Origin of the sequence: Acinetobacter puyangensis (assembly GCF_900096995.1) — a bacterium.
GTDB lineage: Bacteria > Pseudomonadota > Gammaproteobacteria > Pseudomonadales > Moraxellaceae > Acinetobacter > Acinetobacter puyangensis.
The window spans coordinates 75,485-88,091 of record NZ_OANT01000013.1; the positions used below are offsets into that span (position 1 = coordinate 75,485).

8 protein-coding genes and 1 pseudogene are annotated in these 12,607 nt (G+C 33.4%); 2 read left to right on the forward strand and 7 right to left on the reverse strand.

Annotated elements, in window-relative coordinates:
• Positions 1–9 precede the first annotated feature (9 nt).
• From CRO21_RS16025 to CRO21_RS16035, 3 genes are read right to left on the reverse strand one after another with little or no spacing between them, the layout of a single operon-like run.
• On the reverse strand, positions 10–3,204 hold the full coding sequence (locus tag CRO21_RS16025; RefSeq protein WP_097080315.1) for a tyrosine-type recombinase/integrase: 3,195 nt from the start codon (positions 3,202–3,204) through the stop codon (positions 10–12).
• On the reverse strand, positions 3,188–5,437 hold the full coding sequence (locus tag CRO21_RS16030) for a hypothetical protein (protein WP_228150477.1): 2,250 nt from the start codon (positions 5,435–5,437) through the stop codon (positions 3,188–3,190). Before CRO21_RS16030 ends, CRO21_RS16025 begins: the two co-directional genes overlap by 17 nt.
• Positions 5,434–6,105 carry a hypothetical protein gene (locus tag CRO21_RS16035; protein ID WP_097080317.1) on the reverse strand — a complete coding sequence of 224 codons (672 nt, stop codon included), beginning with the start codon at positions 6,103–6,105 and terminating at the stop codon, positions 5,434–5,436. Before CRO21_RS16035 ends, CRO21_RS16030 begins: the two co-directional genes overlap by 4 nt.
• A 1,059-nt stretch (positions 6,106–7,164) precedes the next feature.
• Between CRO21_RS16035 and CRO21_RS16045 the strand changes: the two genes are divergently transcribed.
• Together CRO21_RS16045 and CRO21_RS16050 are read left to right on the forward strand one after the other, a co-directional pair.
• Positions 7,165–7,410: a toxin HicA gene (locus tag CRO21_RS16045; protein WP_097080318.1), complete on the forward strand. Its 246-nt coding sequence runs from the start codon at positions 7,165–7,167 to the stop codon at positions 7,408–7,410.
• A 9-nt stretch (positions 7,411–7,419) separates the two neighbouring features.
• Positions 7,420–7,743: a type II toxin-antitoxin system HicB family antitoxin gene (locus CRO21_RS16050; protein WP_097080319.1), complete on the forward strand. Its 324-nt coding sequence runs from the start codon at positions 7,420–7,422 to the stop codon at positions 7,741–7,743.
• A 289-nt stretch (positions 7,744–8,032) separates the two neighbouring features.
• Here the strand turns inward: CRO21_RS16050 and CRO21_RS16055 are convergent, their stop codons facing one another.
• The 4 genes and pseudogenes from CRO21_RS16055 to CRO21_RS17760 form a co-directional block, all read right to left on the reverse strand.
• The gene (locus tag CRO21_RS16055) at positions 8,033–9,262 is read right to left on the reverse strand and encodes a tetratricopeptide repeat protein (protein WP_097080320.1); all 1,230 of its coding nucleotides are present in this window, start codon (positions 9,260–9,262) and stop codon (positions 8,033–8,035) included.
• Positions 9,263–9,275: 13 nt separating this feature from the next.
• Positions 9,276–10,862: a CAP domain-containing protein gene (locus tag CRO21_RS16060; protein WP_097080321.1), complete on the reverse strand. Its 1,587-nt coding sequence runs from the start codon at positions 10,860–10,862 to the stop codon at positions 9,276–9,278.
• 23 nt (positions 10,863–10,885) lie between these two features.
• Positions 10,886–11,479, reverse strand: a complete 594-nt coding sequence (locus CRO21_RS16065) for a hypothetical protein (RefSeq protein WP_097080322.1) — start codon at positions 11,477–11,479, stop codon at positions 10,886–10,888.
• A 705-nt stretch (positions 11,480–12,184) separates the two neighbouring features.
• Positions 12,185–12,460 (reverse strand): annotated as a pseudogene (locus CRO21_RS17760) (zinc-binding dehydrogenase); the annotation flags it as partial.
• Positions 12,461–12,607 lie beyond the last annotated feature (147 nt).

Here is a 12,607-nt window from a genome sequence, read left to right on the forward strand (position 1 = left end):
CTGATATATCTAATCTAAATTTTTATTTTCTAAAATTCTTAGTTCTAACTTACATGGTCTACCAATACATGCCAGATGTAAACAAAATTTAAATGCCGCAAGTGCTTTTTTATATTTTGTTGAATACAGTTGTAGACGAACATAATTTTCTTGAGTAGTCGGATGATTCGCGGTGCTTAATTTAGACAGTTTAAATAACTGCGGTTGCTGCTTGGCATCAAGTAAAGTTTCTAAATTTTGTCCCAGTAAATGCCAATAATTAGAAGGAAATAAATCTTTCACCTGCGAAAAAAATAGTTCTAATTGATCAATTTTATTTCTTGGATAATACAAACCTGTATGAGTAACAGATACACGGCTTAAAAATGTTTCAAGTACTGCTTGAATTTGTGTAGGATTTTTTTCAAATGATTTCTGAATTCTCTCAAAAAAATAAACTAGGACCGATTTTTCTTCTTTCGTAAAAAGCATTGCAGGTTTCAGTGCATTAGAAACTTTTTGATCAAATAAACGGGAACTTTTCTTTTGTGACTTAAGTTGAGCTAATTGTTGTGCATTCTCATACCAATATTTGACTAATTCAAACGGTAAACTGATTTCTTGAGATACGAGCTGTGCATCTTGACGGATTTCAAGTAGTGTCAAACAATTAAAAAAATACTCAAAAGAAATTTTAGATTCTTGTGTTCCTGCAAAATAATTGAACACATCATGAGGTTTTAAACGCATTGCTGTAATTTCATTTTGAATGCTTTCAATATCACTATTTAACCAATTACTTTGATCATTGATTAGAGTCTGGCTTAAATCAGCTGAATATTTTTTGAAATTAAATTTATTGCTATTTTCAGTAGTGTTTAAAAACTTTAAGGTTGGGTTATAACCCATTAATTTCTTGGCAAATTGATGATCAATCTCTGGATGATATTGAAGAATTTTATGTCCAGCAATCAAGTAACTAAGGTGGATATAACTTTTGAAAGTTTCGCTAGGATCAATATGTCCCAATAGATGCGCAATGATGAACCAATGGTTTTGTCCGTGGCTATTACGAAGTATTTCAGCTCGAATCTCTTGATACTCTTGCTCTGTATAATCTGTTAATTGATGGACTAGCGGCGCATAATCACAGTTTAAAATAAGAGATAAATGATTTGCAGCCGTATGTCTAAAAGAATGGAAGGAATAATCATGATCATTAAATAACCCGTTCATAATCGTTTTAAAAGGCATGGTTACGCTATGTTTATTTAACTTAGTGCTTTCATTCCAATGATGAAACAAATATAGATTATTCTGATTCAGTAACCGTTGTTCAATGACATAGCGATTAAGTAATTGATATTCTTCTTTTTTTAATAATATATAAATAGGTATATTCCGTTCAGCACTATCCGTTTTCAGTTTATGCTGATTCCCTTGTTTTTTTGATCCATAGGGTTGAATCCAGATTGATAAGTCCGTCATCCCTTCTATATCACGTACACGTAGTCCTAATATTTCATTAAAACGCATACCTGTACGATAAGCTAAAATATAGATAATTTTTAATATCTTATAATGATTTTCATCGATAGATCCATTGGTAAATAGTGCATCTAACTTGATGATAAACATTTTAAAGGTCAAATGACCAATAATACGTGCTCGAGGTCGGCTTTGTGTTGTGATTGAGACTAACTCCAAAGGTTCAGCATGAAATACTTTCTGTTGAAAGCTATGAAAGCGTTTCAGCATATTGAGTGTTTGGCTGCTTGATTTTTTAAATTCAGGTTGTTCTGCTTCGCGAGCAATACGAGTATTATTGATAATCTGTTCATAAATTTTATTGAGGATATTATTCACGTCATCTTCAGTATTAAGATATTGTAAAGAGTGTGTCATCCAAGGTTCAGCGATGCGCGTATAATAGGTATAAATTGAACTCTCAGCCAAAGGTCTATTATCCTGAAAAGATTTTCGGAATTGAGATTCTGAAAATTTAAATAACTTAGATAATTGATGAATTTTTTCTGAAGACGGTTGATATAAACTGATCAACCATAAAGCTATACGTTGAGTGAATTCATTAAAAATACTAAAATTTTGAATACAGTAGTCAATAATCAGTAAATCAAGAGCTGTATCAGTATGTTTGATAGAAATAATCTTCAAAAAATCTTTATGAACTTTAGTTATATTTTTTAGTTCAATTTCAAAATTATCAACACAATATTGATCCGAAATGAGGTATGTAGATTTTTTTATCTCTATATTTTGATTCATCTGGTTTTGATGGTATTTGAATTTAGGTTGAAAAAATCTTTCGAATTCCTTTTCAGATAAACCACAACTTGCAGTATTTTCAATTAAACACTGTGCAAGTGCAGGATCAATATCTACACCAGTAAGCTGCATCCAGTTTGAATTTGAATAATCACGTAATAACTTAAAATTCTTTTTATTAAAGGGTAATTTGATTTTATTAAAAATAATTTCGAGATAGTCATCAACCGTTTGGGTGACATTACGAATTTGTCTATTATTGAAATGAATGAGCCACAGTCTGGTGATTTGATCTGGAATAAAGTTTCGAGATTTTCGAATGGTTTTTTCATCAATATATAGATCTCCATACGCAGAAGAAAATGGTTCTAAAAATATGATATTTATATCATTTATACGCCTAATTTTTACAGGATCTTTAAGATGTTCAAGTAAAGCAGTCAAGGATGCTTTTTGATTTAAGCCAGCATAAAGTATAGATGAAATGAGAATATTACCAATAATTTCATCATCAGAAAACACTGTACTCTCTTTCGCTAAAACCCAATAGTCCCAAAGTTTATCTATGATTTTATCAATATAATGACCATTTTCCATCCAACTCATGGTCACAATCGGTTGATCACGTTTCATATCAAATGTCAGGCTAGGTAAAGCCAGTGGTTCATTACGATATAGATTTCTTTGTTTGATATATACTCTAAAAAATTCATGAGCATATTTTTTCCAGTTTAAGCTTGGCGCTTTACGTTTGATAAAATCATATACTGCTGGATAGAATGGTTCTAGATTCTCTAATTCTCCAAAGTTTTGCTCATCAAGATATTGAGTCAACTCGCTTTCAACATCGGTTTGAATCAATTTTTCTTGATTCAAGCGATTCTGTTTTCTACGTTCTTCTGCGTATAGCGTTTGCTGCTTTTTATTGAATGAGGACATTGAGTTGAATCCCATGAATGTTAAAATGTATTTTCATTTGTTCAAGGAAATTAGCAATTTTTGCATATTGTGAAATGGACAAACTAGAAAAAGGATGGGCAGCTTCTTGTTGCATCGGTTCATGACCAAATAAAGCCAAAATTTCTGTCTCACTTATTTTATTGCTGAGAAAAGCTCGTGCAGTATGTCGATGCCAATTCGCATGTTCTAAACCTAGTTCAGGATTGAAATTCTTAACGATTGATGGGCTCAAGGATAAGCATTGATCATCACGAATAATATTTAATAAAGGACGCTTACTGTCTAATATTTCCTCAACATGATGCTGTATTTCTAAATGATTTGGGATAAATTGACTTTTAAAATAGCTAAGAAATTCTATAAATTTTTCTAATTCTTCTACTACAAAAGGGCTTAACGGAATGAGGCGCCCGTAGCCTTGGCGCCCGCCGACTTCTTTATCTGAAACCATTAGAATTTTTCGTCTCAAATTAAATCGATTAAGAAAACCAGGAAATTCAGAAACAGGACGAGCAGCAGTGAAAAGTAATAAAAAGTGCCACATCCAAATATTGTAATGATTAAAAATCGCAATCCAATCGGTAGTATTTTGAGAAAAGATGTTGAATTTAAGAATAGCAAAAACATCTTGCACTACATGTGCTTTAGGTGCTTTTCGACTACCAAAGTGATCTAGGGAGGTGGATTCAATATTTTGATATACTTTTCCTAATGATAAGCATAAATCCGTCAAAATCGTCACGTACTGAGCATGTAAAGTTGGCATGTGTTGATGACAATAAGAAATAGATGAAGATTTATTGGCATCAATACCCGTCAGAAGGTCTGCAAGCTGTTTATTCCCTGTTTTTTGCAAAATTGTTTGATGTAAAAGTGAACTTACTTTGATCAATGATAATTTGGGAATATATAAATCTTGTCTTAATCGTGCTAAATATTTTTGTAGATCATTTTCTTTAATTAGTTCGCCTTGTTGCAGTGAGGTAATAAAGTGATTCGGAATAGGTATATCTAAATAAACAGTTTGATTGAGCAAAGCATGTGGATATGCAAAGTCCTTATTCTCAAAAATTGTAAACTTACTCCTTAGAAAATATTGATCATTTTTTAGAATTAATTTTTGTCGAGAATTTAAGGCTTTGACACGTTTACTTTGTAATTTAATCCATTCTTGAATTTTATTTCCTGTTAAAAATGCGAGCATTAAAATGAGTGAAGTTTTGCCATTCTGATGCTGCATGTGATCATTAAATAACTTATTTAGCAAAGCACTAATACTGGTTTTATTGGGGAATAGGCTACTGCAAGGTAGTAGATGCTCTTTTCTTTGAATATGCTTGGCAACTAAAGGTAAAATATAACTTTGACTGGATTCTGAATATGCAGCAATCGGGGTAACATTGGTCGGATCTAAAAGTATTTGGCGGGTATCCTGATCATCAAGTTGTTTTTCAATATTTAGTGCTTTAGCTTTTGAACCCTTTTGAATTTCTGATGTTTCTATAATCAGTTCATCTTCATCGATAAAATCATGTTGTAGTCGAGTTTCAATGCTTGCCCTAGCGATTTTTGCTTTATTTTTTAGTACATATGTGAATGTAATACGGATATCATTCAATAAATTATTTTCAAAATCATTTGATGTATGTGTGTTGTCTAAATACTTGACAAATTCTTCTAATGAAAGTGTAGGGTCTTGAAGATGATGATGCCATAACTGCATGTATTCGGGGGAATTTTGATATTTTTTATCTTTGTTTAATACCTTATTTGCAGCACGAAAGCGTTGAAATAAGCGTTTGGCTGTATTGAAATGTTCAGTATGACTATTTTTAAAAAGATCGGGTCGAATCTCTGGTAAAGCAATTAAATAGATTGCTGCTTTTAATACAAGAATATTCCAAATTAAAGCATGTTGTTGTGATTGATCTAATTGAGCAATAGAGTTGACATACCAAGTGACAGGTGCACTTTTAACTGGTTGTTTTCGAGAAGCAATCAATGCTATCGGATTCATCATAGCACTGGTGGTTTTTACATCACAATCTAAATGATCAAGTTGAAGTCCTATTAAATAATGATTAGTGGGTTGTGAGCTTAATAAATGAGCAATATATTGAATATGTTGCTCACGATTAAGCTGCTCTTGGTCAAATAGTTTTTCTAAAATCAATTTGAGAGATACAACTTTTTCTCTGTTATCATCTATCATATTGATCTCCATACTTGATCTGGAGATAAAGTGAAATCACTACGATTCAATAAGTTTTTAACAATATCACAGCTTTGTTCTAATTCGTCAAAAACGCTTTTTCTTTGCTCGAGAATAATTTTATTTCGATAGTTCAGTTTATTACGTGTAAAAGATAATAATTTTGCAAGTAGATCTAAACTAATTTTTGCATGAGCTTTATCAAAATATGTTTTATTGAGATTTAATAAGACTTCGGGTGAGATATATTTATTAATCAACATTTGTAATCTCTCAGGATTCATTTTGTTCAAATCATGATGAGTTGATGAAAGAAATGCTATAAATTCTGAACTTACTATTTTGTTCAATAATTCTATTTTCTCTATATCTTGTGGAAAATTATTGACGAGCAATTTAATATTTTTTGGCATTATTTTTGACCAATACGAGTACCATTGAATGTTATTTACAATAAGATATTTTGAGATGTTTGGATCTTTCCAAACATGTATTCGATTTTGATTTAAAATAGATAAATCCGTTTTTAAAGATTTAAAAATTTCTTGATAGCAGAGATATAGTCCATAAAAATCTGGATGCATTGTAGTCTGCACTTTATGAAAATTTTTACATGATATTTCCTTTGCAGCACCAAAATTTTCTTCGAAATCCAAAATTATTTTCATTTGAGAAGTAGGTCTCTTATCACGAATAAATATTTAAGATGTATTTATATAACTACATGAAAAAATGAACAATATTCAAATGATCCATATTTTTATTATTAACAATTTAGGTACAATATATATATTTATTAAAACTGATATAATAGACTACGTAATGACTATATTTTTGCTATTTTATTGAAGTGAATCAGATAAATTCAACTTACTTTGAGTAAAAAATGATTGGCAATTTATACCAGTATTAGGAAGAAAATAGCTTCTCAAATTTCCATTTAAAAAAAGTGTATGTGTACTTTCTAACAGATTAAGTAAAGAAAAATACACAATAATTAAAAATCTTGCGATACGGAGGATTAATGTATCATCTATTTGTGGGCAGCTAGGGGTTAGCTCGTCTAGCTACTATAGTTAAAAGGTCCTACCATTGAATGGCATAATCCTACACGCAAAATCGGTAAATCCCCCTCCTTCAATAGCCATGCGTATTCCTGTATAAACATACCACCCATTCCTGTTCATACCACACCAATTATTCCTATTCGCAATGAGCCACTAATATGGATAAATTACCAATGATACAGTCGCAATTAAAACTTTGATTACCAACAATATTAAAACAAAGAATTGAGGTTGAAGCCCAAAGTTCAAAAGATCATTAAATGCAGAAGTTGTTTCACGCCTTGAAAAAAGTTTTAATTTAATAAATACACAATTAGATAAAGGGCTGTTACTAATATCTAAGCCTAATTACTTTCAATCTTTAAATCGTAAACGAAAAATTTCTAAACGGCTAATTCAAGCAATTGAGTGGACAGATGAACGTAGAGATAAAAAGATTAAATATTCACATATTGCTGAACAAGTTGGATATGAAATTGCCGAACTCATCTTGGACTGTATACAAGGTAAAGAAGAACCTTCCTTTACCCAATTAAAAAAAATCGCAGAGTATCTAGCAGTCAATCAATCATGGCTTTTGCATGGTCATGGTGGAATCAATACTTGAAAATTGGTATCAATATTGATACTATTTTAGCACTGGCAATATTGAGCATGTGAGTGGCTAATCTTGATCAACTTATAGAGCAAATGCGGAATAGCCCCAAGAACGTCCGATTTGTCGATTTACTCAAGGTTTGCAAACATTATTTTGGTGAGCCAAGACAAACTGGTGGAAGCCACACGGTATTTAAAACACCATGGCAAGGTGATCCTCGTATAAATCTTCAAGATGATGGTGGAAAGACTAAACCCTATCAAGTGAAGCAAGTGTTAGCTGCTCTTGATAAACTTAAAGTATTGTGAGGTGTTAAAATGGATAGCAAACAATATACTTACCGTGTTACGTGGTCAGCAGAAGATAATGAATATGTTGGCTTATGTGCTGAGTTTCCATCACTGTCTTGGCTTGATGCTGATCAGTCAAAAGCATTTTCAGGTATTGTTGATCTGGTTGCAGAAGTTGTAGCGGATATGATCAGTAATAAGGAAAAATTACCTATACCACTTTCAGATAAAAAATATAGTGGTCGATTTGCTGTTCGTGTTCCATCAATGGTTCATCAAAAACTAGCACTGGAAGCAGCAGAACGTGGTGTAAGTATGAATCGTTTGGTATCAGCCAAATTAGCTATGTGACTATTTCTAGTGGTCTAAGAAATAGAAATAACTGGTATGGTGCGAACAGGAATAGGTGGTCGTTTTATCCAGTAATTTGCAAATAGAACGTGTAATACACGGAGAGCTTCAATTAAATAAACAGCTAACGCTACTTCTAGACGATTAGGTTAAAAAAGCTTAAGCATTCTACTGATCTGATTTAATACCTTAGTAAAAATTTCATATATTGTGGTGGATATTTTGCATCCACCGCTATTTCAATAGCCTAATCATTTGCATCAGTCACAAGGATACAGATTTTTGAATACTACCTATAAAATCTTTCTTTAACATCATACTCATAACGTACAAGTTTATTCACTTTAACAACTCGACCATTTTTATTCAGATTTGTTCCATCAAATTGAACTTGGAATGGATAAAATGACTGTCCATTTTTAATGACTTTGATTGTGGAATAATATTCGTACTTTGATTCTTCTGACCTTTCTCCACCTTCAAGCATTTCATCTGCAATATAATCATCTTCATGCAGTAAAAAAAGTGACCATATGCTTTGTGAAGAACTATAGTCAATTGCGATATCTAGAAGATAGCTTCCAAGTGTGTTTTTCCCAAAAGCCTGCAAATTCTTTCTAAACTCATGTGCATCCCATACCGTTCTACCATAGCCTGCAATAGATTGGACTCCGTTAGGAGTTGTTTTAGACACCATTTGGAATTGTCCACTTTCCAGTTTTTTAAAAAGGAATAACTCCAAAGTACCTCGTGCAAAACGTGCAGTTTCTATCCTATTACCATCTACTTGCGTAATTTCCACTGGGATTAAATAACGAGTTTCCCCCTGTATATTTTGGTAAGTAAAAATAGGCGCAACACTGATTACAGCCTTTTTTAAATCTTCTAGATCAATAGGCTGATTTACAAAGTAGTAGTTACCCTGTCCCCAATAATCATCTTTTTTTCTTTCTCTTAATGACGTAACTTTATAAAAACTTCGGGCAATCGTATCAGCATCTAAATTAGGAAGTACTACTTGTTTAAAGTTTTTAGGCTCAATCTTGGATTTATCATAATATTTGGCAGCAATTGTAGATACTTGAGATGATGCCGTTTGAGAAGCATTCATTTGATTTGCTTGGGTTTGCAGTTGCTTATATAACTTGACCGCATCTGGTTGTCCTTGTGCTGCTGCGCTTTGCAACAAGATCACGCCTTTTTCTGTATCCTGTGACACGCCATCTCCATTTATATACATGACAGATAGGGCATACTGCGATGGGGCATAGCCTTTATTCGCTGCTTTGGTGAACCATTGAACAGCTTTTTTATGATCCTGTGGTACACCATTTTTCCCAAAAAAATAAAGCATTCCCATATTATGGTTGCTTTGATTATTATCTCCGTTTGTGGCTACTTGGGATAAAAGGTAGTTTAGCCCTGCCGATAGGTTTACTTTTTTGCTTTCAGCACATACCGTTGAACTCGCAACGACAATACTGCTTACCAAAGCGAAGTTAAGCATTAATTTATTCATCTAGTTTTTATCCTTATTTATCATTAACTTTAAACCAGTATGAATAGTCCATAGCTTCTCCACTGACTAAGACATTCGTTACTTTGACATCATAAATTACGTTGTATTCCATTGAAGTAAAATGAAATTGTAGGTTGTTAGCAACCAGCCCATAATTTATATTATCGTATTGAATATTGCTAATGGTTTGCACCTGTTGATTATCTCGTCTAGTTACAGTCAGTTTTGCATTGGAAAAATCCACATTATTATTACCATAGGCATTTTGTGGAGTACTCAAGATCGAGAGGGATAATGGTTCACTTTTTAAGAAAAATTTCTTTGGATAATTATGATAAGGATACGCAATTATTCCTTTAGGTACTGTCGTTGTCAAAGTCAGTGATTCGTATGGATACACCGTTTTCATCGCAGCACCTAATACCGTACGAAAACTATTTGCATTAGTATTGGATACTTCACCATATGCAGCTTTAGTTAAAAATGGACTTAAAATGTATCTGCGATGCCCAATACTTGCAGAGTTTTTCTCAATTAGCCAATTTATCAGATGTGTATCAGCGCCATATTTTTCTAAAATTTCGTAGGATTGAACAAAGTTCAAGTTAGAAGTTGAAGCCCCCTGAAGACCAATGTCACTAAAGCATGTCCAACTATCGTCAGGGTAATGTGATGTCTTTTCATTGACTGCCAACAACATAGATGCCTGCATCGTCTGATCTTCATGTTCATAATCATATTGAACTTTAGGGAGGTTGTGTAATGCACGGATTTCATTAAGGGTATTAATAAAAGTCTGACGATCTGTTTCAGTTGGTGAACCTGCCTGACAAGCATCCAGATCTTTCTTACTTTCCGCATCTGCACGAATGACATCAACTGTCATTATTGTATTAAGTGGTAGAATTTTTGTGGTTCCTGCCTGTGCGAGATTTAAAGTACATTGACCTAAATCAAGTGCTTTCAATTCACCCTTCTCAAAGTTACAAATAGCTGGACTGTTGCTAGTAAAGCTAACTGCTAAATCCTGATTAGTCTTTAATGCTAGTTGATATGCCTGACCTTTTAGAAAACGGTTAATTTGTAATGGCTGAATAGTTTGCTTAGCCTTATTAATGCAGCTATTGTTTTCTAGATATTGGTCATTGGCACAGGTGACATTGACTAAAATGGTGTTATTAAATGGTAAAACTTTGGCTGTTCCTGCCTGCATCATGACCAAGTTACATTGACCAACTTTCAGTGCTTTGAGTTCGTTACTGTTTACACTACAAATACTCGGTGTATTACTGGTAAAAATAACTTCCAAATCCTGATCTGTTTTAAGTGCCAATGGATAGCTTTGACCTTGAATCAGGGCGCTAAAGGGTAATGAACCAATATTTTGTGCGATTTTATTTTTACATACACTATCTTCTAAATATTGAGTATCTGAACAGGTAACAGGCTGAGATGTATTATTCTCATTATTTGAATTATCTGTTCCATTGCTATTAGATGAACCAGAATTTCCACTAGAACCACCTCCACCACATCCCACCAAAACCAAGCTTATTGCCATCATCAATGCTGATGGTATAAAAATTTTTGAAATCATCATATTTTTACTGCCTTAAATAGTTGTTATTGATAATAATCAGCGGATATTAACTTACGGACTTCACTTGCTACTTTTGGACTACGCCAAGGGAATAGCACTTTTAAGCAATAATTCGGTTTAAATGAATCTCGTGTACCAATATTGACTTGATATTCTCGCTTAGTTGGTGTTCTACGTTCTTCGTGAAGGATGTGTGACCCTATTACTGTGAAGTGATCAGTTACTTTATCTTCAATTAAATTGTAGTGACCAACAGAAGTGATGTAATCAAAGGGATATTTAACTAATCGTTGATCATCTTGATCAAACAGAATAATGGTTTTATCTTGACTATTAATCCATACGCCAAGATTATGGTAATTAAACTGTTCACCTGCACGTTGCAACTGCTCATTCATACCACCAAAGAAGGTTTTTCCATATTCATAAAAGTAGTAAAAGAATACAATCCAAAATAAGTCAAAGGCAAAGAAGATATAAGCAAACACCCCGAATGAAAATATTTTGGCAATAATCAAAAAAATCACTATTGGTGCAACCACACACTTTAAAAACAGTTTAGATTTTTTTGGGTAGTTCTCTATTGGATAGACTTTAGGTTTAAATAATTCAGTCATCGTTGTTCCCACACATGTTTAATGCAATAACTAACAATCACAAATGGATAGAAAAAAATATGTATATTTTATAGGCGAAATTTAGCCTTCCACTTTATGGATTGTTCAATTAGAAGATGTTGTTTTATTAAAAATAAAAAATTAACGCTGGATTATTCCGTGTTGAATAGCACAACAAGGTGAACATGTGGTGAAGTACAGATAAGAAAAGATGAATACAGCATGGGAAACTCCTTGTGTTAAAGAAGTCCTGCCAAATCACTGTCAAATGATGGTGGCAGAACGAAAGAAGGTTGACAGACTGAAACACAAGAATTCAGCACGCTAGAAGCGTCCCCCTCCCGTTCTACCGCGGAGGGAAGACACAGGAATGCACATCGAAAAAATAAATTTTCCGATGTTCTTGTGTTGAAATGGTCTGTCAAAACCAACTGACGATTTAGGTCAGTAAAACAATATTAATTTTATTCAAGATTTTAGTCAATTTAGTTTTTCTTTAAGGTGTAAATTAAATGCGTTTCTGAGCCTTGGGGCGGAAGAATTGGTTATTTGCAGGATCACTGCGCAGTGACTAACGAGCTGTGAACATCATGACGCTCATCTAGTCAGAGAAACTGAATGGACTGGATCTCTATAGCTATTGAACGTGACGTGGTTAATCTTACTGTTGAAAAACTCTATAAAATTACAGTGGTACTAGGGTGTATACTCATTTGGCTGCCCATGTGCCATATAGGAAGCAACTGCGATACGTTGACTAATTTGTAGATGCTAAAAATCTTCACCAATGGCAGGGAAGCTTGGTTGATAACCATAGCGACCCCGTACTATCCAGATATCATGATTATGAATGGGTGCAAGAATGGTTTTAATGCGAATTTCATTCGCAGCAGGTTATGGAACAGGATGTTCGACTACAAACAAAACATCATCATATGACCTTATCCTGTGCTTAAATGACCGTAGTGTGTAAACGGACATCAATATTGCCGTGCGTTGCATTGGAGTACGGACAAACTTGGTGTGTTGCTGTAACTAATTTTTCCGCATTTTCCTGAGAAAGGCCGGTAATTTCGACAAATAAATCCACGTCAAGCGCATAACCACCACTTGGCAGCATACCGATAC

Excerpts from the sequence above, each read along its gene's own strand:
- CRO21_RS16055 (WP_097080320.1), bottom strand. The coding sequence starts at position 9,262 with ATGAATAAATTAATGCTTAACTTCGCTTTGGTAAGCAGTATTGTCGTT.
- CRO21_RS16065 (WP_097080322.1), bottom strand. The coding sequence starts at position 11,479 with ATGACTGAATTATTTAAACCTAAAGTCTATCCAATAGAGAACTACCCA.
- CRO21_RS16050 (WP_097080319.1), top strand. The coding sequence starts at position 7,420 with ATGGATAGCAAACAATATACTTACCGTGTTACGTGGTCAGCAGAAGAT.
- CRO21_RS16025 (WP_097080315.1), bottom strand. The coding sequence starts at position 3,204 with ATGTCCTCATTCAATAAAAAGCAGCAAACGCTATACGCAGAAGAACGT.
- CRO21_RS16035 (WP_097080317.1), bottom strand. The coding sequence starts at position 6,105 with ATGAAAATAATTTTGGATTTCGAAGAAAATTTTGGTGCTGCAAAGGAA.
- CRO21_RS16030 (WP_228150477.1), bottom strand. The coding sequence starts at position 5,437 with ATGATAGATGATAACAGAGAAAAAGTTGTATCTCTCAAATTGATTTTA.
- CRO21_RS16060 (WP_097080321.1), bottom strand. The coding sequence starts at position 10,862 with ATGATGATTTCAAAAATTTTTATACCATCAGCATTGATGATGGCAATA.